At 55.9% G+C, this 22,049-nt stretch carries 19 protein-coding genes; 4 read left to right on the forward strand and 15 right to left on the reverse strand.

Annotated features, from left to right (window positions below):
- Nucleotides 1-317: 317 nt before the first annotated feature.
- The 5 genes from H7K52_RS05310 to hipB form a co-directional block, all read right to left on the reverse strand.
- A complete protein-coding gene (locus H7K52_RS05310; protein WP_008925197.1) occupies nt 318-2,363 on the reverse strand; it encodes an FUSC family protein in 2,046 nt (681 codons plus the stop codon).
- A 114-nt stretch (nt 2,364-2,477) separates the two neighbouring features.
- Nucleotides 2,478-3,860: a M24 family metallopeptidase gene (locus H7K52_RS05315; protein WP_182629791.1), complete on the reverse strand. Its 1,383-nt coding sequence runs from the start codon at nt 3,858-3,860 to the stop codon at nt 2,478-2,480.
- Between the two features lie 302 nt (nt 3,861-4,162).
- On the reverse strand, nt 4,163-4,369 hold the full coding sequence (locus H7K52_RS05320; protein WP_003853616.1) for a type II toxin-antitoxin system MqsA family antitoxin: 207 nt from the start codon (nt 4,367-4,369) through the stop codon (nt 4,163-4,165).
- 101 nt (nt 4,370-4,470) lie between these two features.
- Entirely contained in the window at nt 4,471-5,781 is a 1,311-nt protein-coding gene (locus H7K52_RS05325; protein WP_003853618.1) for a type II toxin-antitoxin system HipA family toxin, read from the reverse strand.
- On the reverse strand, nt 5,781-6,029 hold the full coding sequence (hipB, locus tag H7K52_RS05330) for a type II toxin-antitoxin system antitoxin HipB (protein ID WP_008925200.1): 249 nt from the start codon (nt 6,027-6,029) through the stop codon (nt 5,781-5,783). Before hipB ends, H7K52_RS05325 begins: the two co-directional genes overlap by 1 nt.
- Before the next feature lie 176 nt (nt 6,030-6,205).
- On the opposite strand from hipB, the gene H7K52_RS05335 reads away from it, so the two are divergent.
- Nucleotides 6,206-6,643, forward strand: coding sequence for a GNAT family N-acetyltransferase (locus tag H7K52_RS05335; RefSeq protein ID WP_182629792.1), 438 nt, complete (start codon nt 6,206-6,208; stop codon nt 6,641-6,643).
- Nucleotides 6,644-6,672: 29 nt separating this feature from the next.
- Here the strand turns inward: H7K52_RS05335 and H7K52_RS05340 are convergent, their stop codons facing one another.
- From H7K52_RS05340 to H7K52_RS05355, 4 genes are all read right to left on the reverse strand, one after another.
- Nucleotides 6,673-7,467 (reverse strand): inositol monophosphatase family protein, encoded by a 795-nt coding sequence (locus tag H7K52_RS05340; RefSeq protein ID WP_039660226.1) that lies wholly within the window; start codon nt 7,465-7,467, stop codon nt 6,673-6,675.
- Between the two features lie 23 nt (nt 7,468-7,490).
- On the reverse strand, nt 7,491-8,552 hold the full coding sequence (locus H7K52_RS05345; RefSeq protein WP_003853623.1) for an ABC transporter ATP-binding protein: 1,062 nt from the start codon (nt 8,550-8,552) through the stop codon (nt 7,491-7,493).
- Nucleotides 8,549-10,774, reverse strand: a complete 2,226-nt coding sequence (locus H7K52_RS05350) for an ABC transporter permease (RefSeq protein WP_182629793.1) — start codon at nt 10,772-10,774, stop codon at nt 8,549-8,551. The genes H7K52_RS05345 and H7K52_RS05350 overlap by 4 nt, the downstream gene beginning before the upstream one ends.
- Nucleotides 10,775-10,862: 88 nt before the next feature.
- Nucleotides 10,863-11,885 carry an ABC transporter substrate-binding protein gene (locus tag H7K52_RS05355; RefSeq protein WP_008925204.1) on the reverse strand — a complete coding sequence of 341 codons (1,023 nt, stop codon included), beginning with the start codon at nt 11,883-11,885 and terminating at the stop codon, nt 10,863-10,865.
- Between the two features lie 223 nt (nt 11,886-12,108).
- Here H7K52_RS05355 and H7K52_RS05360 point away from each other — a divergent pair, with 223 nt between their 5' ends.
- Complete coding sequence (locus tag H7K52_RS05360) at nt 12,109-13,143, forward strand: LacI family DNA-binding transcriptional regulator (RefSeq protein ID WP_182629794.1); 1,035 nt, start codon at nt 12,109-12,111, stop codon at nt 13,141-13,143.
- Nucleotides 13,144-13,406: 263 nt separating this feature from the next.
- Complete coding sequence (locus H7K52_RS05365; protein ID WP_003853629.1) at nt 13,407-14,300, forward strand: SDR family oxidoreductase; 894 nt, start codon at nt 13,407-13,409, stop codon at nt 14,298-14,300.
- 143 nt (nt 14,301-14,443) lie between these two features.
- Here the strand turns inward: H7K52_RS05365 and H7K52_RS05370 are convergent, their stop codons facing one another.
- The 5 genes from H7K52_RS05370 to H7K52_RS05390 form a co-directional block, all read right to left on the reverse strand.
- On the reverse strand, nt 14,444-14,914 hold the full coding sequence (locus H7K52_RS05370; RefSeq protein ID WP_008925206.1) for an RES family NAD+ phosphorylase: 471 nt from the start codon (nt 14,912-14,914) through the stop codon (nt 14,444-14,446).
- On the reverse strand, nt 14,914-15,366 hold the full coding sequence (gene parS / locus H7K52_RS05375; RefSeq protein ID WP_003853631.1) for a type II RES/Xre toxin-antitoxin system antitoxin: 453 nt from the start codon (nt 15,364-15,366) through the stop codon (nt 14,914-14,916). Before parS ends, H7K52_RS05370 begins: the two co-directional genes overlap by 1 nt.
- An 89-nt stretch (nt 15,367-15,455) precedes the next feature.
- A complete protein-coding gene (gene ampC, locus H7K52_RS05380; RefSeq protein ID WP_182629795.1) occupies nt 15,456-16,607 on the reverse strand; it encodes a class C beta-lactamase in 1,152 nt (383 codons plus the stop codon).
- Between the two features lie 31 nt (nt 16,608-16,638).
- Nucleotides 16,639-16,884 carry a hypothetical protein gene (locus H7K52_RS05385; RefSeq protein ID WP_003853633.1) on the reverse strand — a complete coding sequence of 82 codons (246 nt, stop codon included), beginning with the start codon at nt 16,882-16,884 and terminating at the stop codon, nt 16,639-16,641.
- A 91-nt stretch (nt 16,885-16,975) separates the two neighbouring features.
- Entirely contained in the window at nt 16,976-18,133 is a 1,158-nt protein-coding gene (locus tag H7K52_RS05390) for a glycosyltransferase family 4 protein (RefSeq protein WP_003853636.1), read from the reverse strand.
- Nucleotides 18,134-18,752: 619 nt separating this feature from the next.
- On the opposite strand from H7K52_RS05390, the gene hpxO reads away from it, so the two are divergent.
- Nucleotides 18,753-19,910, forward strand: coding sequence for an FAD-dependent urate hydroxylase HpxO (hpxO, locus tag H7K52_RS05395; RefSeq protein ID WP_008925208.1), 1,158 nt, complete (start codon nt 18,753-18,755; stop codon nt 19,908-19,910).
- A gap of 41 nt (nt 19,911-19,951) precedes the next feature.
- Here hpxO and dcp read toward each other — a convergent pair whose 3' ends face one another.
- Nucleotides 19,952-21,997, reverse strand: a complete 2,046-nt coding sequence (dcp, locus tag H7K52_RS05400) for a peptidyl-dipeptidase Dcp (RefSeq protein ID WP_039660219.1) — start codon at nt 21,995-21,997, stop codon at nt 19,952-19,954.
- Nucleotides 21,998-22,049: the final 52 nt, after the last annotated feature.

A 22,049-nucleotide genomic window follows, 5' to 3' on the forward strand; every position in this document is an offset into this window, starting at 1 on the left:
AGGCGCACCCTGCTCTTATTGCGAGTTTCAGCCGCTGCGTGATGCGAATTTGACGAATCCTCAAATGACGGCAACAGTGTCAGGCGGGCATGAAAAAGTATGCAACACACTGATTTTAAATGGGTATAATGTCCGCTTTACTCAGCAATCCACCCCAGCGTTTTCCCATTATCCCGGCTCGTTTTACTGTAAGACATGACAAACAGGCACCCTGTCTGACATCTTTTTTAAATTAAGATCTAATGTATGATGTAACTAAAAGGTATTCTCTTTACTACACTTCAATCCCGGTTCGAAACACCACCAGCCAGCCCCTGTTACTCCGGCCAGCGCTGATGGGGAAAAAGTGATACCCGAATATTAAAAAGATGGATTAATGGCGCGACAGCTGCACTCTCCTCGCGGGCAATTTTCTCTATCCGCAACAGTAACAGATCCAGTTCATCCAGCAGATCCTGATGCGGTGATAATTGCAGTGACTTCATTTTGCGTTTCAGATAAAGCGCCAGCTCGTGAAACATCTGACCGCTATCAATCCGATGGCTCTCCAGCACTTCCCTGTATCGTGCGTAAAAGTCATAACAGTTAGCACCCAGCCAGGTTTCGGTAATCAGATACCCACCCACCACGATATCCGGCACAGGATCGAGACGCTTACGCGGCAAAATAATGTTCACCCTGTCGAGCATTCGGGCAATAAATTGTTGCCGTGACAGCAGCGTGGCGGAATTACGTTCCACCATTTTGATAAATCCTAACAGGTCGCGCAGTCCCCGTTGCACCGCTCTTCTGGCAATCCAGGAGGGCCGCTTATTGCGGATCAACGCCGTCAGCACCACAGCAAACATAATCCCCACCATTGAGGAGATGGCCGCGTTCAGCGTGACGATCAGGTTTGGCACATAGTGATGGCTTAAGCCGATAAAGCCGGGGATCTGAATAGCGACACTCAGCCCCACCATATTGGTTGCCGGATTAGCGATCACCAGACTTAGCAGCATCAGGCCAGGCAGCAGACAGATCATCAACGCCTGTAAGGTATTGGCCTGTGGGATCAGGAACGCGATATAAAACAGGCTGACCACCAGTGCAATCACCACCCCTTTCACGAAGAGCTTCATCGGCGTCACCGGGGAATCAACACCCGCGAAAAAAGAGCTGATAATCGCCGCCATCAAAGGCGCATTCGCCCCATCGGCCCAGCCGCTGCCAATCCAGAACAGGCTGGAGAGAAAGGTGGCCAGAAAAGCGGTCAGCGCGGACAACCGCAGCAGGCCTTTATCAATATGACGATGTTCCCGGATATTGCGGATCGCCGCCCCATCCCCGTGGCTGTAGAGATCCCCGGCTCGCGCGCTGACATTTTCATAGGCATCGGCAATACGTACAAAGTTAGCCAGCCGCTCCAGCAGACCAATCAGCAGCAGACTCTCTTCAGTTAGCAGACGCCCTGCCCGCCATTCCTCTTCCAGCGTCGCCTGACTGGAGGCAATCGCCTCACGCAGTCCGGCAATATCGTTAATACGGTCATGATGCAGCCACAACAGAAATTCCTGAAACACGTCGGTGACGCACGGCGGAAAACGAATGTTCAGTTCGGCCAGTACGCCCAGCCGTGACTCAATCGCGGTCAGCGTCGGCAGCAGATAACTCAGATGCTGATACTGCACGCTGACCAGACGGATGACATTACGCGCCGCTTCGCCCTCATAAACACAGTGTGTCAGCAATGTTTCAACATTCAGCGGATAGCCCGCCATCTGAATCAGGATATCTTCCCGCTCCAGCGATTTGTTCTTCGCCATCCCGCTGATCAGTTCATCACAGAGTTTGCGCGCGTTGAGAAACCAGTGATTAACGCTCTGCCCCAGCAGATGGTGCATCGAAACCGGAAATACCAGCCGGTGAACCAGCGTACTGCAGAGGATACCCAGCGTAATCTCCTCAATACGTGAAATGACGGTATTAATAATCGCAGACGGCGTATCCACATCAGGAAAGCCCATTATCGCCGCACTGTAACCCGCCAGCATAAAGACATAACTCTTCGGCGTGCGGTCATGCAGAGAAAGATAAAGGCAAACCGTTACCCACAGTGACACACAAAGACTGAACAATACGGGTGACTGCACGGTTTCAGGATAGATCAGCAGAATGAAGATGCCGCCCAGCAGCGTGCCCATCAGACGAAACAGTGATTTCGAGACGGTCGATGCCGCATAAAGCTGTGACGTGACAAAAACGGTGGTCAGCGCCCAGGCGGGTTTTTCGAAGTTAAGAAAGAGTGCGACAGAGAGTGCGATAAACGCGGCAAGAGAGGTTTTGCAGGCAAACAAAACCGCGTTTTTGGTAAACCATTTCATCGAATGAGAGCAACCAGGAACTTTCTGAGGCGCGTATCCTGACAGATGCGCCTCTGTTTTACTCTCAGTTAAATTTTACAAATTATTACCGGCCTCCTCAGGCCGGGTAATCGTCTACTGACGCACCAGCGCGCGGCGCTTATCCAGTAAAAAAGGGCGTAAATACCCTACCGTATTTGAGAGCAAAATCACCTCCTCCGGCAACCGGATCCTCAGCACCTCCGCCAGGTAGGTTTTGCGCTGCGTCATACGCTGCCAGACATCCGGATAAGCGCGCGCCAGCTCATCACGCAATGCCGCATCTGCCAGCCCGACCGTATCCTCAATACTGCAGCCTCCGTAACCCGGCACCGACGGGATGATATCAATCTGCAGCAGCATACCGCTCTTTAGTGTCACGGCAGAGTCGGGATAGACAGGTGAGCTTAACCACTCCTCGTCAGCCACCAGATGCCCCGGATTCAGATGCCAGCCATACTCTGCTTTGGGCAACACGCTCTCAATAAGTGAATAGAGTTCGCCGCCGGTCATACCGATGTGCAGATCTTCCAGCCAGCTGACCACCGCATGATAATAGGGGATCGCCAGACGGGTTAACCAGTCCGAAACGTTACACTGTAACTCAGAAGCCTCGCTGACTACATAAGCGGAACGACTTGTCAGCCCGCCTTTATAGCCGGTAGTAAGAGAAAGCTTATCGCCAGTGACTAACTGTTTATCCGATGGATAAAGCCGGGCATGCGCAAAACGATCGCCGGTTGCCGCAATCGTCACCACCGTATTAGGCTGACCTTCTGCGTTAAGCTGTGCGCCTAACGCCTTCTCCGTGTTGCCTGGCTCTACGCTATCCAGCGCAGCCAGCATGGCGGTTGACGCAAGATTTGCCCCAGCCTCATAAAACGCCACTTCATCGGCGCAATTCACGCAGCGCGCACCGTTATCCGGCGAAATAAACAGCCCGGTCGCGTTAACCAGCAGCGCATCACTGCCCGCCGCCTGCGCCGCTGCAGCGTAAACGAACTGCGGCAAATCACACATTCCTTGTTGCCTGCCGGTAAACAACTTCCAGCCCACCAGCCCGGTGCGTTCTCCCGCGACAATCCCGGCCTCGTTTAACAGCTGATCCAGTGGCTGCTCACCGCGCATCGGCTGATTAGGCAACGAAAAGAGCGGCGCATGCAGACAGCGCCCCGGATTGCGGGCAAAAGGCACCAGCTTTAGATTCTCATTACCCATGATATAAGTGAGAGCGCCCTGCTGATTCACCACCAGCAGCGCCTCCTCGAAGCGAGGAATGAATCCCGCCAGATACTCAAAATTGCTGCCGTGCTCTTTGTCGGCATAGATAATCAGCTGTGCAATCTTCTGCTCCTGCATGCGCTGAATAATAGCGGCCAGACGACGATGCAGCGTTTCATCAGACAACACAGGACTGGCGATACCGGGAAACACCGGCGGCGAAGCAATGACTTCCAGGGCATAGCGATTGGCATCCATAACGCACTCCAGTGTCCGCATTGACAGAGTCAGGTTCCCGTTCCCGGGGTAAACCTAATGTTTCTCCTGTAGGGTGCAACCATCACACAACTTACTCGTTGCGTGTTATCAAAAGATGGACATTCCCTTATAACGATTTGCCTGCCTTGTGCAGGCTTTTTTATGGGTGATTCGTCGCAGGAGACATTATTCGCTGTGACCGGCGACAAAAATGGTCAGCGACGCAGGACCCAATAAGAGTGAGCCGATCAGAAGAGTACATAAAGCGATAAGCAGAGCCCGCTTTACGCGGGCTCCTGATATTATTTGATGGGAACGCCGGCATTCTCCAGCGCTTCAGCCTTTTCGGGATACTGCTCTGCCGTGCCGGCATTCATGATCACAGCCCCGCAACGGATGCAGTGATCGCCCTTCACATCGTGCACAACATCATCCGGATTACCGGTATTGAGACTGACATCACGCGTGGCGTAAACAAACGCCTCTCCTTCACATCCCGGACACTTCATACCCATACTCCTTTGTTATGCCTGTCAGATAAGCATAGCTGACCCGCTTTTAACGAGACATGGGCAGACTGGCTTTTCAGCATAGTGCCAGCTCCGTGCCCTCACTCTCCATGCCGTAACCGCTCCAGCATAATCAATGCATGGCTGAAAATGGCGTCGGCGATATGCTGAGGAAAGTCGGGCGGCAACGCATCACGCACCAAAACGATTGCCTGGGGAAGCGCTTTAATGAAGAAGTCAAAGATCTGCTGCAGGCTGTCACGATCAAAACTCACCTGCTTCGCCGTGGCGATAAAATGGCGCGGGTAAATTTTGTCGATCTCCGTCCTCTTCTCCTGAGTGGCACCCAGCCCCATCGCCAGTGTCAGCGTTTGCGTGTTCATGCCGGAACCCGACTGCACCGGGTACGCGGAGATCACATCATAAAAAGGGGTCAGACGGTAACTGCCGCCGCGCTCAATAAACAGTGAGAAATTCCTGGCGTGACCGTCGGTGGCACCAATCAGCCACTGAAATACCTGGAACATCATAAAGCGATAGCGATCTTCAATGGCGTGACGTGATCCCATCAGTATCTGCATGATCTCTGCGATGCCCGGCCCGCCATCCGATTCATATTGGGTTGACGAGGTCAGTCCCAGCGCCTGACAGAAATCCTCCTGTGGCAGGCGAATCAGCCGGGTTTTGTCACGTGACCAGCGGCGATCAAAGCGTTCAACGGCGAGGGCGCGCATCTTTCCGGCCCGGATAATGGTCGCCTGCGGCACATTGATACCGAGTGCGCGGGCCAGCGTCAGACAAAGATACTCATTCTCTACGCTTTCACGCATATCCAGCGTAGCGGTCGGCTGTTTAATCTCACCGACTGGCAGCTTAATGATGTGTGAGGCAGACGTGCCACCGGCAGGAATGCTCCAGCCTTCCTGCGTCAGCAGCAGCGCGGTTTTCTCCTGTGCACCCGCAACTGAGAGGCGGAAATCGGGCTCCTCATGCAACATTCCCAGCGGAATATCGTACCTGGCCGACAGTACGCTTTCGAGCCGGGCTTCATCCAGCACCTCATAACGAGCCTGCACGGCAGGCAATGGCCTGTCGGGCGGCAACAACATAATTGCTCCGACGGTGTCACGTCCCACCTCCTGCAGTAAATCAAAGGGCTCACAGGATTGAGTCTGGTAACGCGCTGCGATTCTCTCACGAATCAGTGGGCTGTCCGGCAGCAGGTTATCGAAGAAGTTAATCACAGCGTGTGATGTGATCGCCTTAACCTGCAATGGCATTGAGAGTGACAGCGGCCGGGAGAGCGGATTACTCAGCCAGCCGGTATCATACTGAAACGCATGGGTGCCGTTTCGCTGCCGTGTCAGTACACCCACCCGTTCGCCGTTCATCCACGCAATCAGCCTTTGCATTACCACTCATCCTCATCATGCAAATGAGTCGCCGTGACCCCCTCTTTTTCCTGAACGGCCAGACTCACTTCCAGCGCCTGTAACAGCTTAAACAGCGTGGCCAGTGAGGTGCTGTCAGGCGCATTTTCAAAATGAGAAATGGTAGCCTGTTTCAGGCCGACCTTTTTTGCCAGCTCACTCTGCGTCCAGCCATTGCGCTGGCGGATAAACTTGAGCTGGTTTGCCAGCTGTATCGGGCTGTATATCATGGGGTGACTCCTTAAGGATCACAGGCTGTCAGCATAACGCAGATGCATTATCCTTTACAGGGGATAAAAAGAGATTATACCCGCAAAGGGATAATTTGCCTATTATACCCTACAGAGGATAAACGCTAAAATATCCCTTTAAGGGGATAAAAACACACAGATAGAAGAGACACAGAATGCACACATTTACCCTTACCTATCAGGAAAACGATAATGATCGGGACGCGTTGCTGGCAGGATTAGGCGCTTACAACCGGCAGTTTATCAGCCGCGAGAACTGGGGCCCGCTGTCGGTTTATCATAAAGATGCAGAAGGCGTGTTGCGCGGTGGAGTCATCGCCTCGCGCAAAGGCAACTGGCTCTGCATTGATTTTCTCTGGGTGGACGAAACTGTGCGTGGCAGTGGTCTGGGTCGCGCGCTGATGGAAGCCGCGGAACAGGAGGCGGCTAAGAGGGGATCTCTCTTTGCGCTGGTGGATACCTTCAGCTTTCAGGCTCTGCCGTTTTATCAGAAGCAGGGGTATCAGCAGCAGATGTCCCTGCCCGACTTTCCAGAAACCGGCATGCAGCGTCACTATCTGACGAAAACGCTCAGGGTAATAGACTCATGCTGACCACCATTAAAGCAGTCAGCGTGACAGGGTCACAAACCCGCAATGCGCTTAAGGTCTGCTTCGGCGCCGGGAGCAACGGCCAGAACCTGCGCCCCTTTGATGATGCGGTCGCCTTCGGTATTGAACGGGTGGTACCAGCCGCCCGCCTCTTTCACCAGACAGTAACCCGCCAGGCAATCCCAGGCGTGCATATAGGGTTCGTAATATCCCACAACCCGACCGGCGGCGACCCACGCCAGCATCAGCGCGCCCGAACCAATGCGGATAAAGTTACCGCCCGCCGACAGCAGCGCCGCCACAATCTCGCCAACCTGCTGCGGACTGACATAACTGTTAGCGCCAAAGCCGGTAACATGGTTTTGCAGTGTGCGGGTGGGATCAACCTGCAGACGACGACCGTTCAGCGTCGCGCCCTGCCCCAGTGCCGCCACATAGCACTCCTCATAAGTGGGTGCGAAAATCACACCGATAACCGGCACATCGCCACGCAGCACTGCCACCGAAACGCACCAGCTCGGCATCCCATTGAGAAACGGGCTGGTGCCATCGATCGGATCAACCACCCAGGTGTAGTCAGAGTGTCCCGCCTGCAGCCCCGACTCCTCACCCAGAAAGCCATCATCGGGAAACGCATCCTTTATGCGGCTGGCGATCAACTGCTCTACTTCACGGTCGGCAATTGACACCACATCCTGCAAATCGTACTTGGTCTCTACCACCAGCGTGTCGCGACGGTTAAACCAGCCTAGCGCGGTCGCGCCACCTTCGCGGGCCACAGCCTCCGCTAAAGCCAGTCGCGCCATTATTTCATCATGCGATGCCATGCAAACTCCTCGGGTTAATCAGATTAACGGGCAATCAGGGCAAGGCCCTGCGGCTTAAAGTTGACGCCTACCAGGGTGGCGAGAGGCAGACGCTGTTCCATCTGCGGATCGATAATGAACAACGCGCCCAGCTCGGTCGCGACTTCATATTCAATATGGTCACCCAGCCAGGTGCTGTGGATCACTTCACCCTGCAACGCGCCCTGGCCATCGCCAGACAACGTAATAAACTGGGGTCTCACCGCCAGCTGGGCACTGCCGGTTTTAGCGCCCGCACCCCGCACCCGAAAGCGCTGGTTACCCAGACGAACCAGTGCGTCATCTGCATCCGCCTGCTCCACTTCACAGGGCAGAATATTGGCTTCCCCCATAAAGTCCGCAATAAAGACCGAGTTGGGCGAATGATAAAGCGTCTCCGGCGCGCCCTGCTGGGCAATATCCCCCTCTTTCATGACAATAATCTTATCGGAGACTGCCAGCGCCTCTTCCTGATCATGGGTGACATAGACCGCCGTAAATCCGAGCCGCTGCTGCAAATCACGGATATCGGTGCGCACCCGACGGCGCAGACGCTCATCAAGGTTCGACAACGGCTCATCGAGCAGCAGCACCTGCGGTTCCAGCACCAGCGCACGCGCTACCGCAATACGCTGCTGCTGTCCGCCAGAAAGTTCAGACGGCAACCGCTCTCCCTGACTCTCTAACCCCACCAGCTTCAGCCCCTCACGCGCCCTGTCCTGCGCTTCGCGTTTGTTCATGCCCGAGGAGAGCAGCCCGTAAAGAATGTTGTCGATAGCGTTCATGTGGGGAAACAGCGCGTATGACTGAAACACCATCGCCACATCCCGTTCGTTAGCGGGCAGATGCGTTACCTCTTTGCCGCCAATCAGAATCCTTCCCGAGGTGGGATGCTCCAGCCCGGCCAGTAGCCGCAGCGTGGTAGTCTTGCCGCAGCCGGACGGCCCGAGCAGCGTCACCAGCGTGCCTGGCTCTACGGTGAGCGACAGATCCGGCACGGCGGTAAAACCAGCAAAACGCTTCGCGACATGTTCAAACACCACCGATCCGGCGTTAATGGTCGTCATAGGGCTCTCTCCTGAGTCAGTGTGGAGGCAGAAGGTGCGGTAACCATCACCGCCGGTTGGGTTGTACGGCGCAGGCGACGTTCGCCCACCAGCAGCTGGAACAGGCCTATGATTAGCAGCATCACGACAATCAATACCGACGAGTAGGCAATGGCGACGCCATACTCACCGTTCTCCACCAGCCCGACGATGTAAGAGGTCGCCATGTTGTACTGGGCGCTGACCAGGAAAATCACCGCGCTGATCGAGGTTATCGCCCGCACAAAGGCATAGACCAGCGCGGCGCTGATCGCCGGTTTCAGCAACGGCAGCACGACTTTGCGCAGCGTCCGAAAACTGTTAGCGCCCAGCGTCAGTGAGGCTTCATCCAGGCTTTTATCCAGCTGGCTCATCGCCGCAATCCCGCCACGCACGCCGACCGGCATATTACGGAAGACAAAGCAGGCGATCAGGATCATCGCGGTACCGGTCATCTCCAGCGGCGGCAGGTTATAGGCCATGACATAACTCACGCCGATGACCGTACCGGGAATGGCAAAGCTCAGCATCAGCATGAATTCAAAGGTCTGACGGCCGGCAAACTTCTGCCGCACAATCAGCCAGGCCGTCAGCAGCCCCACAATGGCCGTGAGCGGCGCAGCGATCAGGGCAATCTCCAGCGTGGTCCAGAAGGAGTTCCAGGCGACGCCGCGCCAGACCAGCTGCCCCTGATTGACGCTGACGCTGAAGGCGCGAATGTAGTGATCCAGCGTCAGGTTGTTATTCAGCCCCCACGACTGTACAAAGCCGCCAATCATGATCATGCCGTAGATCACCAGCGTGAAGAGTCCCCACGGGATGACCATGCCATAGACGCTGTAGCGCACCGGACGCGGCAGCATCACGTGACGGCCACCGTCGCCTTTGCCGGTGACGGTGGCAAAGCTTTTTCCGGCGAGCCAGACGCGCTGCACCAGAAATGCAGTCAGCGTAAAGCCCAGCAGGATCATCGCCAGCACCGCCGCGCGGCTCGGGTCGTTCTGTGCGCCGACCACAGAGAAGAAGATTTCGGTGGAGAGCACGCCATGACTGCCACCCAGCACCATCGGGTTACCGAAATCGGCCATGCTTTCGATAAAGCTGATCAGGAAGGCGTTGGCCAGACCGGGCGCCATCAGCGGCAGCGAGATGCGGGAGAAGGTGCGCCAGCGACTGGCGCGCAGCGTCTGAGAGGCCTCTTCCAGTGACGGACTGACACCCTCGACCACGCCAATCAGCACCAGGAAAGCGATAGGGGTAAACGACAGCACCTGCGCAATCCAGATGCCGGTCAGGCCATAGAGCCAGCGGCCCGGTTCGATGCCGAACAGCGTTGCCAGTGATTCTGTTACGACACCGGAGCGGCCAAACAGCAGGATAAGCGCCAGTCCGATAACAAACGGTGGCGTGATAATCGGCAGAATGGTCAGCATCCGCAGCGCTTTCTTGCACGGCAGCGACGTGCGCGTAGCCGCCAGCGCAAACGCCAGCCCCAGCAGCGTCGAACCGCTGGCGGTCATCAGCGCCAGTCCCAGCGTGCGCCAGGCCGTGCCGCAGGTGCCACCGGTGAAACAGGAGAGACTCCAGATCGCAGGGTCCTGCATATTGGCAATCAGCCCATCCGGTTTGAAGCTGCCATTAATATCCTGCACCGAGGCGACAAACAGGCTCAGCACCGGATAGAGCACAAAGGTGGTCACCAGCGCCACCAGCAGTACAATCGACGCCACGACAAAGGCATCACCTTTCAGCACACCCCGCTCCGCCAGGGCAAATGCGAAGATCAGCAAAAACACGGTCAGCAGCAGCAACGCGCCCGCGCCCATTGCTGGCTGGCCCAATGCCTGCGGACCCGCGATATGTTCCAGCCACAGCCAGTTCCAGCCACTGAAACCAATGGCATGCCCTTCCAGCACCAGAAACAGGATGCCCGTGACGCTGAAAAGCAGCAGGAGCGTGCTACGCGTGCGGCCCGGCGGCAGAAAGACGCTGGCCGCAGAGAGCAGCCACAGCGCGACAGCAATACTCAGCCAGCTGCGTAACGCGAGCTGCCCCAGCGCCGGTGCACTGTTCTCATCGGTCCATAAGCTGAACAGCCACTCCCCGCTGAAGAAGCCCTGCTCCAGGCTGTACCAGGGCAGCAGCGTCAGCGCGACGGCGCCCACCAGCAGCGCCGCGGTTAAGCGACGATTGTGCGCATTCATAAATTACCTCGATCAGGAAGCGGGCATCAGGCTTACGCCACCGCGGTCTGGCAACGGCCCGGCTCAGGCGGCCGGGACAACCCCACTGTTATTGCGCGCTGGCACCAATCTCTTTATCCCAGCGGCCCAGCAGCGCTTTACGTTTTGCCGAATCGCCATAGGTTTTGAAGTCATAATCGATCAGTTTGATGTTCTCGAAACGCGGCGCATATTCAGAGATCTCCGCCTGACGGTTGGAAGGGAGCTGGAACGATTTCGCCTCTTTCATGTGTGATTGCGCCTCAGCGCTCAGCGCCCAGTCATACCAGACTTTGGCATTTGCCAGATTTCGTGCTCCTTTGATGATCGACATTGAACCAATCTCATAGCCAGTGCCTTCACAGGGCGCGACGGGCTTAATCGGGAAGCCATCCACTTCCATCGCTACGGCATCGTGCATAAAGACAATCCCGAGGGTGGTTTCACCGCGCGCAGCGGCTTTGACCGGCGCAGAGCCGGACTTGGTGTATTGCGAGATGTTGGCGTTAAGCTTCTTCAGATAATCGAAGGCTTTGTCTTCACCCATAATCTGCACCAGCGTCGCCAGGGTGTTATAGGCCGTGCCGGAGGAGTTGGGATTGGCGATCTGAATCTCACCTTTAAAACCCGGGTCGAGCAGGTCAGCCCAGCAGGCCGGGACCTTCAGCTTTTTCTCCGCCAGCAGCTTCGTGTTATAGCCCCAGCCCAGCGCACCGGCGTAGACGCCCACGGTGCGATAACCGGAGATTTCCGCCACTTTTTGTGACCAGGGTTGTTGCTGATCGAGCAAAGGGGATTTATAGGCCTGGGTTAAGCCCTCTTCGGCAGCCTGCATGTGCGGATCCCCGGTGCCGGCCCACCAGATATCGGTACGGGGATTGCGTGCTTCACTGCGGATACGGGCATAGGCTTCACCGGCAGAGAGCCGCACCATGCTGAGTTTGATATCAGGATGGCTCTGGCTGAACAGCGTGGTCATCTGTTCACACACCACCACATCCGCTGAGCAGATCATGTTAAGGCCGGCCGCCGAGGCAGCAAACGGCATCATAGGGCAGACAATGACAGCAGCGAGCAGAGAGGAATAACGCATGATGTTCTCCTGGGGCTGGATGACGCAGGTGCGCCAGCTATTGCACATGTGTGCAAACGTATGCGCAAAGTAGTACGGCGAGCTGTTGACACTGTCAATTCGGTTGTTACGCAATTGTCAGGCGCTGTCACAAATTTGAAACACTTTACATGCAGCCATGTTTTGCACAGCCTTGCAATTTCAGGCAGACTCAGTGCAGACAACGGTGGGACGGGGAAATAAGATGCAGCAGCTTAAAGCGGTGGTAAGCGCACAGGATGTCGCAGACCGGGCGGGCGTTTCCCGTTCAGCGGTCTCCCGCACCTTTACGCCAGGTGCCAGCGTGTCGGAGGCCACCCGTCAGCGGGTGATGAAAGCGGCAGAAGAGCTGGGCTATCACGTCAACCATCTGGCACGGGGTCTGGTTCGCAACCGCAGCGGCATTGTCTGTTTAATTGCCTCCGAAGTGGATACGCCCTACCGTGCCAGCCTGGTGCGCTGGATGACCCAGTACCTGCAGGAAGCGGGAAAAGTGGCGATGCTGATTAACACCGACCGCTCGGATGCGCGCGTTTCCGCCGCGCTGCAACAGGCGATTAATTTTCGCGCCGACGCCTCCATTATTCTTTCAGGTATGCCTGACAGCGGCATTACCCGCCTCTGCTACAAACATGGCCAGCACCTGGTGCTGATTAATCGCGATGAGTCTTTGCCCGGTACGCTCAATATTAATCTCGACTCCGGCCCGGCAGCGGAAATGGCGGTCAACGCATTTGTGCGGGCGGGCTGCAACTGCATCGCTTTCGTGAATTCGCTGGCGGGAACACCCAGCCTGCTGAAGCGCGAAGCCGATTTTCTGGCCGCGGCGCAGAAAGCGGGCGTCGCGGTTCAGGTCGAGCGGTTCGGCTCCACCTCCTATGAAAGCGGACAGATTCTGGCTCAGCGTCTGCTGACCCGAAAAGTTCGCCCTGACGCGGTTTACTGCGCCACCGACCTGCTCGCCTGTGGCTTTATGGATGAAGCGCGTCACCGCTTTGCGCTGCGTATTCCGGAGGATCTCTGCATCATGGGGCACGACAATATTCCGCAGTCTGGCTGGTCCTCTTACAACCTCACCACCTTCGCGCAGCCGGTGGAGCAGTTCGCCCGCGATGCGATTGCCTGGCTGGTGGAGACGGAAGCGCAACCGGAGACACTGATGCCGAAGAATGAACAGCAGCAGGAGCGCAGAATATACCCGGTGGATGTCGTCTGGCGGGGTTCAGTACGCGGCGGATAACCGCCTTTTTTTATTTTCTGCCGATGCGCTTTATTCGCTGTAATAATAACCAAAACCCGCCACGCTTCGTTTTAAATATCCCCTTCCCGCGCAGAAAAATAATCGGAGGCTCCGGCACAGTTTTCTGATTTCATGACTACGCTTTATCAGCATTATTAATTTCTTCTGGTTTTACCTGCTCAATGAATCAGCAGTCAGATGTGACAAATATCACATTTGTGCCAGGCTTAATGTCTCAGATAACGTTGTTCAAGGAGCATACAATGGCGACACCCACTAACAAGACGCTCGATCTGGATCAATTCCCTAAACCTCCTTTTGAGGATCAGCCACAACAGGCACCAGGCCTGGCCAGCAAAATGATCCCGGTTCCCGATCACGGTGAAACCAGCTATCGCGGCACAGGCAGACTGACTGGCCGTAAGGCGCTTATCACCGGTGGTGACTCCGGCATTGGCCGCGCGGTAGCTATCGCTTATGCCCGCGAAGGCGCAGACGTAGTGATCAATTACCTGCCTGAAGAACAGCCCGACGCTGATGAAGTGGTTAAATTAATCGAAGCGGAAGGCCGTAAAGTTTTCGCTATTCCGGGCGATATTCGTTCTGAAGAATTTTGTCAGCAATTGGTTAAAGACGCAGCCGATAAATTAGGCGGTCTGGATATTCTGGTGAATAACGCCGGTCGTCAGCAATTTAATGAGTCCATCCGTACCCTGAGTACGGAAGATTTTGATGCGACGTTTAAAACTAACGTGTATGCCATGTTCTGGATCACCAAAGCGGCGCTGGAATATCTGCCACGCGGTGCATCCATTATTAATACTTCTTCGGTTCAGGCGTTTAAACCCAGCGATATTCTGCTGGATTATGCGCAGACCAAAGCCTGCATTGTCGCCTTTACGAAATCACTGGCTAAACAGCTGGGTGGCGAGGGTATCCGGGTCAATGCTGTTGCCCCAGGTCCTTACTGGACGCCGCTGCAGTCCAGCGGTGGACAGCCAATGGAGAAAGTGAAACAGTTTGGCGCCGATTCACCGATGGGTCGCCCGGGCCAGCCGGTTGAAATCGCCCCGCTCTATGTCACGCTGGCCTCAACCGAAAGCAGCTACTCTTCCGGTCAGGTCTGGTGCTCTGATGGCGGTACCGGCACGCTGTAACAATATCCCGATGGCCGCGTTATGCGGCCATTTTTTTGTCCCGCTTTCTTTCGTTTCGTTACCCAGCCGCCACGGAGGCAACCGAATGGCATTGGTGTGCCTGTTCAGATTGCGCGAGGTGACCGGGAAAGCCTGTTAGCGCCCTACTGCAGCCGGAAGCGCGGATCGAAGAAAAACGGCTCCACCACCACCTTGCTGACGATGCCGGCCGCCGCCGGATGACGGGGATTGAACAACGCATTCCACTCACCGGTCAGCGTGCTGGGCACCTTGAGCACCAGGCCGTTGTCCGGGCTGGCGAGCCAGTCGTCTCCAATCTGCCGTGTAGAGGCGGGTGCAGGATCGGTCTGCCAGTCGTCGGGCAATGCCGACAGCGAGAGCTCGGTGATCAGAGCCTCTGGCACACTAATCGCCAGCATAGCGTAGTCATGCGCCAGATCCTGAATGGTGAGATGCACTAAGGCCTCCAGCACACACAGCGACCGGCTCGATCCCATATAAACACAAACCGTGCCCACAGAGTTCCAGCGCCCGCCATAAGTACGGGCACCAAACCCATCAAAAGCGGTCATTGCATATTCACGCTTCACCAGACGGTAAAAAGGCACCGCCATCAGGTAATCACGCCATGCTCAAGCTGACCAATCAGGTTAATGACCGCTTCTGCACCCGCTACCGTGGTGGTCATTTCCGCCGGTTTTTTACCTCCCAGCGCTTTAGCCGGCGTTTCCAGCCACTGCACCAGGCGCTGCCTGTCGTCGCGGAACAGTTTACTGGCGGCAGAGAGAACACGAATCAGCATGTAGATGCGTCCGCTCTGGTCGGGCGAAAAGGTCTGATCGGGATCTTTCACTTTGCGGTTATAGGTGGTGCGGTCAATGCCCGCCAGACGGCATAGCCAGCCTTCGTCAAAGGTGGACAATGACGCCGTGCGTTTCAGCACGCCGCTGCTGAACCCCACTGCAATTCGCTGGTGCGCATCGGGCAGCGTATCCGGCAGGTTCAGTGCATGCAGCAACGACGTATCGCGACGATGCTGAGCGGGTGTATAGATGGCGATGGACATAGCAGCCCTCCTGTTCATTTGATTTTTATTTTAGCTCAAATGAACAGGAGGTGCCAGCCTTACCCCGTCGCAGAGTAAGCAGATAGGTATTAAGGCGTGCCCTGATGTAACGCCTGCAGAATCTGCCAGGCGGCCTTTATGCGCAGCGGATTGGGGTAATTTTTGTTGGCGAGCATCACGATGCCGCTGTTCTGCTCAGGGATAAACGCGATATAAGCACCGAATCCATTGGTGGCACCGGTCTTATGCACCCAACTGGCGTTCAGTGAAGGCCCGACCGGATTTAGCAGGGTCGCTGGCCGCGGTTGTAACGCAACACCATTGTCACTGTCGCTGATGATGGTGTCGGCAGTGGCAGGCAAATCATAGATCTCCCAGCCCAGTCCCTGCCAGAAACTGCCGATTTTGAAATAGCGCGACTGTGCGGTGCGGATAGCATTACGCAACACAGTGTTGCCCGAGGAGAGGCGATTAGGATCGACGTTGGCCTGCATAAAGGTCAGCATGTCACGCGCGGTGGATTTAACGCCGTACGCTTCGGCATCCAGCATGCCGGGGGAAACCCGAACCGGCTGACCATTTTTATAGCCCCACGCGTAGTCCAGCATCATTGAGGGCGGCACGGTGATATAAGTGCGCGTCAGCCGCAGCGGCTGAAACACATTGCGCGCCATCGCCTGCTCATAATCCCCCTTCACCATCAGCGAGCCAAACAGACCGATACTGGCGTTAGAGTACTGACGAAGCGTGCCTGGTGATGCTTTTGGCTGCCATTCCTGATAAAAGCGCAGCAGTGAGGCCTGATCGGTAACCTCATCCGGCAGCTGTAAAGGTAAGCCACCGGCGGTATAGGTCGCCAGGTGCAGCATCCTCACCGGACGCCATTGTTCACCGGTCAGCTGCGGCCAGTATTTCTGTACGGGATCATTGAGGCGAATGTCACCGTTGCGGATCAGGATACCTGCCAGCGTACCGGTAAACGTTTTGCTCACCGAACCCAGCTCAAACAGCGTATTTTCCGTCACCTGGCGGCCTGATGCGAGATCGGCCACGCCGAGGTTCACAAACTGCGCCCGGCCCTTGTAAAGCACCGCCACCGACATGCCCGGGATCGCCTGCTGCTCCATCAGCGGTTCGATCGCGGCTTTAACCAGAGAAGTGACCTGCTGTGAAGAGAGATCGGCGGCAACACAGCTGGCAGAAAGAGACAGTAAAGCAAAATAAAACACAGACTTTTTCATTGGCAACTAAAGGCTTCTTCACTGAAATGAATTATTTACACTGGCTGGCACACGCCTGTACGCACATCTGCGCCTCTGAACTGCAGGCACCGTTTTCACGGGTGTTGCAGTGTGACTGTTCGACGTAGCAGTTGGTCTGACAGGCGGAGACATCACAGCGGGCTGCCGCAGGGGTCAGCTGAACCAGAGGCGCGCGGGCCGGAAAAACCGGTGCGGGCTGAGCGAAGGCGCTGCTGCCCAGTAATCCGGACAGCAGCAGAGTGAGGATAATTTTCATAAGAGTTCTCCAGTGGGACGCTGCGCTAAGTATGGCTAGTCTGGCGCGCGCCGTCAGAGAAATCTAATCAAATTGAGACACCAGGAGGATGTTAAGTGGCATTCACTACGCCACGACGGTAAATATCGTTGAGCCGGGCAATGTAGCGCCCGGTATCATGCTGCTCTTTGATGCGCAGAATCGCCGCCTCGCCTTTCTCCTGCAGCATCTCAGGCCGTTCGATGATGGCGAGCAGCGTGGATTTAAGCCCTTCCACCAGGGACTGTCGCAGCTGCGTTTTCTGCTCTGTTGACGTAATGCTGTATTCACGGTCCGCGTTCAGCGGACTCGCCAGCACCCAGCCCGCGCTATCCGGGTTAATTTCTGGCAATGCACGCACGTTGCTGGTGATCACCGGGCAGCCATTAGCCTGCATTTCCAGTACAGAAAACCCGTAGGTTTCCTGCCAGGTCGGTAACAGGCCGGCATCGCTCTGGCGGAACAGCTGCATTAGCGCACTGTTTTCCATCTGGGTATGATGCGTAAAGCAGCGATGGCGTTTGATGCGATTCTCAATGTCGCGGTAAAAAGCCTCGTCATCCTGGAACTGGCGGTGAGCAACGTTGCGGCGCTTAGCGAGATCACCAATCAGCTGCACATCCAGCTGCGACGCATCCAGCCGCTTCTCTTCAATCAGCTCACTGATAGCCAGCACCACTTCGGCTCCGCCTTTGCGGTAGAACTCGTTACCGGCAAAAATCAGCCTGAGCGTACCTGACTGGCGTGGCGCTTTTTGCTGAACAAACAGCGTCTGTGGCGGATGCAGCACCACGGTTTTACGCTGAATCTGCCGGGCGACATCCGCTTTGAACAGCTTCATCTGAATGTTCAGCGTGGCGTCGGAAATGGCAATCAGCCCCAGGCAATTGTCTTTTAACAGATAGGGGATCAGGCGTTGCAGCTCAGGGTTATCCTGCTTGGCTACGCCAGCCACCGGCAGCACGCGCGGCAGCTCAGTCTCAAATGAGGCGACCCACTTCTGTCGGGTAATCGCAACCTCATTAAACAGATGCAGGATGTCAGCCCGCGCTGCCCCTGAAAAAGGCACAGGCTGAAAGACAAAGGTTTTGTTTTTCTTGAGCAATCGGGTTCGTAACGGGTTGATAAAATAGAAAAGATTGCTCTTTTTCAGATTGATGTACTGGTTTTCCGGATTAACTAAAATATTACGTTGCTCCGGATACTGGTTATTCGTGATTCCAACTTTCATGGTCGTTTTCCAGAGTCCTTTATGTCCAGAGTGATCTATATCACGCGATCGTGCCAGATGCGTTTGAGCAATATCCTAAAAGACCGTTTCGCCTCGAAATAATTAACTTTACTAATCATTAAAAGCCATAACCGGAAGGCCTTCGTCGTGCCTGCGCGCCTGTAATGAACAAGGCTTTCTGATAACGTCACAGCGCATTATTGTCCGATAAAGAGGCAAAGCCACGGAAAAGGGTGTGCTGTGTGTCATGAGAATATGACGCTGCCCGGGCGGGCTGATTTCAGGGAAGCGGGTGATTTAGTTTATAATTTTTAAACAAATTAAAACGGGTATAAGGCTAAGCCGCCGACAATGCACGCTGAAGGATAAATGGCTCTGAAACTGACCGACTGCACCTGATGAATGATGAAACAATCGATGCAGAAAAAATGATCACTGCACCCTTTTGATTCGACCTTTTGCCACATTTAAGTGCATGAGGTCAGCAATCAGACGACGCAGCCACCTCAGAGATTATATGTCAACGTACTGATTAACCTGTTTTTTCTACTCACTCTCCCTGTAGGCCTCCCTCTGGTACAAAAGTTGCAGGAAAAGTCTATGCAGACAGGAGAGCATTATGAAAGCAATCGTGATTGGTGGCGGTATTGGCGGAATGAGCAGCGCCATTGCGCTGGAGAAAGCCGGAATTGACGTGGAAGTTTACGAAGCGGTGCAGGAAATGAAGCCTGTCGGCGCGGCGATTTCCATCTGGCCCAACGGCGTTAAATGCCTGAATGCGCTGGGAATGAAAGCCGCGCTGCGTGAGCTGGGCGGTAACATGGCCTTTATGGCTTATCACGACGGCGCGACCGGCGTACCTCTGACCCGCTTCAGCATGGCGCCGTTGGTTCAACAGGTTGGTGAATACCCTTATCCGGTAGCGCGTGCAGAGCTGCAGGCGATGCTGATTGATACCTTTGGCCGTGAACGGGTGCAGTTTGGTAAGCGGGTGATCCAGGTTGAACAGACCGCAGACGGCGTGATCGCCACCTTTTCTGACAACAGTCAGGCCACCGGCGATTTTCTGATTGCTGCCGATGGCACCCATTCGGTGATTCGTGAATATGTGCTGGAAGAGAAGCTGGAGCGCCGTTACGCCGGTTACGTTAACTGGAATGGGCTGGTCACCATTGACGAGCGGATTGCACCCGCCGATCAGTGGACTACCTTTGTCGGTGACGGCAAACGCGTTTCGCTGATGCCGGTCAGCGGTAATCGCTTCTACTTCTTCTTTGATGTGCCGCTGCCGAAAGGTCTGCCGCAGGATCGCAGCACCGTGAAAGCCGATTTAACCGGCTACTTCCAGGGCTGGGCGGAGTCGGTACAGCAGCTGATCGCGGCGATTAATCCCGACACCACCAACCGGGTTGAGATCCACGACATTGAACCCTTTAGTCGCTTTGTGAAAGGACGCGTTGCTCTGCTGGGTGATGCAGCCCACAGCACCACCCCCGATATTGGTCAGGGCGGCTGCGCGGCGATGGAAGATGCTGTGGTGCTGGCGTCGACGCTGGCCTCACATTCGCTGGGCATCGAAGATGCGCTGCTACGCTATCAGGCGCGCCGCGTTGAGCGGGTCAAAGATCTGGTGCTGAAAGCGCGCAAACGCTGTGATGTCACCCATGCTCGCGACCCGGCGGTCACGGCAGAGTGGTATCAGTCACTGAAAAACGAAACCGGTGAGCGGGTGCTGGCCGGAATGTGCGAAACCATTGAAGGTGGCCCGCTGGGCTAGCCCCAATAACAAAAGGGCTGTCATGGTGACAGCCCTTTTCATTATGAATCCGCCAGACCGCGATTTTTCAGCATCGGCTCAAGCTGTGGGGCCGCGCCCCGCCAGCTTTCATACAGCGTTTTAAGATCGCTGCTGTTCCCACGTGACAGAATTTTCTGTCGGAAGATATCGCCGTTCTCACGCGTCAATCCGCCATGCTCCGCAAACCACTGATAGCCATCGTCGGCGAGCATCTGCGTCCAGATATAGGCGTAATACCCTGCGGCATAACCGCCGCCCCAGATGTGCTGGAAATAGCTGGAACGATAGCGCGGCGGCACCGCTGTCAGCGCCATATTGTCGCTCTGCAACGCCTGCTGCTCGAATCCCTCCACGCTTTGCGGCGCGGCATCACGGTTAAGGCTATGCCAGTGCAGATCCAGCAGCGCGGCAGCCAGCAACTCGCTCATCTCATAACCTTTGTTGAACGTTGCGGCCCGGACAATCTTTTCATGCAGCTCAGCGGGCATCAGCTCATGCGTCTGATAGTGGCGAGCGTAGTTGCGGAACACCGCCGGCTCGCTGGCCCAGTGCTCATTGATCTGCGAAGGAAACTCGACAAAATCGCGCGGGGTCTCCGTGCCTGACAGGCTCGGATAGCGCTGGCTGGCAAACAGGCCGTGCAGCGTGTGGCCGAATTCATGAAACATCGTAATGACGTCGTCCCAGCTCAGCAGCGCCGGTTCACCGGCGGGCGGTTTGGTGTAGTTACAGACGTTATAGATCACTGGTTTGGTGTCGAGCAGCGTCGACTGGTTGACGAAGTTGCTCATCCAGGCACCGCCGCCTTTGCTGTCACGCTTAAAGAAGTCGGTATAGAACAACGCCAGCGGCGTCTCGTCCGCATCGAAAATTTCATAGACCTGCACGTCAGGATGATAAACCGGCAGATCCTGTCGCGGGGTAAAACGGATGCCATAGAGCTGTGTCGCCGCCCAGAACACCCCGTTCTGCAGCACCGAGTTAAGCTCAAAGTAGGGCTTAATCTGGCTCTCATCGAGGTCATAGCGTGCGCGCCGCACCTGTTCAGCATAAAAACGCCAGTCCCAGGCCTGCAGGGTAAAGCCGCCCTGCTGCTTATCGATAGTCTGCTGGATAGCCGCGGCTTCGCGTTCGGCACGGGCGCGCGCAGCGGGCACGATGTTGTGCATAAAGGCCAGCGCTGCTTTGGGGGTTTTGGCCATCTGATCCTGCAGTTTCCACTCCGCATAGCTGGCAAATCCCAGCAGCCGGGCCTGCTCCGCCCTGACCTGCGCCAGCCTTAACACCAGCTCGCGGGTGTCGTTTTCATCCCCTTTTTCCGTGCGCGTCACGCCCGCCTTAAACAGCGCTTCACGGGTTGCGCGATCGGCGAGACTCTGCAGCGCCGGTTGCTGCGTGGTGTTCTGCAGCACCAGCAACCCGCTTTTTTCCAGCCCGCGCGCCTGCGCTTCCGCCTGTGCTACGGCCAGATCGGCCGGCGACAGACCCGCCAGCTGCTGCAAATCATTGACGACAAGTCCACCCGCTTTGGTGGCAGCCAGCAGTCTGTTGGTGAAGCGCGTACCGAGGCGTGCGGCCTCCTGATTCAGCGCTTTAAGCTGCTGTTTTTGCGCCTCAGGCAGATTGGCCCCCGCCAGCTGGAAGCGCTGCCAGATCACTTCAACCAGACGTTTTGATTCAGCATCCAGTTTAGCGCGCTGCAGATAGACCGCGTCGAGCCGTGAAAACAGCGGCCGGTTCAGCATGATGTCATCGTTGAGCGCGGTAAGCTGGGGCGCTATCTCCTCATCCACCTGCTGCAGATACGGGCTGGTATGGGCCGAGGTCATGGCACCAAAGACCAGATTGACCCGGTTAAGCAGCTGTCCGCTCTTCTCCAGTGCTTCAAAGGTGTTAAGAAAGGTGGGCGCTTCGCTATTCAGGGCGATCGCCTCGATCTCCTGACGCTTCTCTTCGATGCCCGCCTGCAGCGCAGGCAGGAAATCCTGCTCCTCTATCTGGTCAAAAGGCGGAGCATGATAAGGCAGTGTGCTGACGCTAAAGAAGGGATTCTGACGGGCGTTCATGGTTCGCTCCTGATGGGGCATCGCAAAGTCTTATCCTGACAGGTTGCCGCGC

Origin of the sequence: Pantoea hericii, assembly GCF_014155795.1 — a bacterium.
GTDB lineage: Bacteria > Pseudomonadota > Gammaproteobacteria > Enterobacterales > Enterobacteriaceae > Pantoea > Pantoea eucalypti.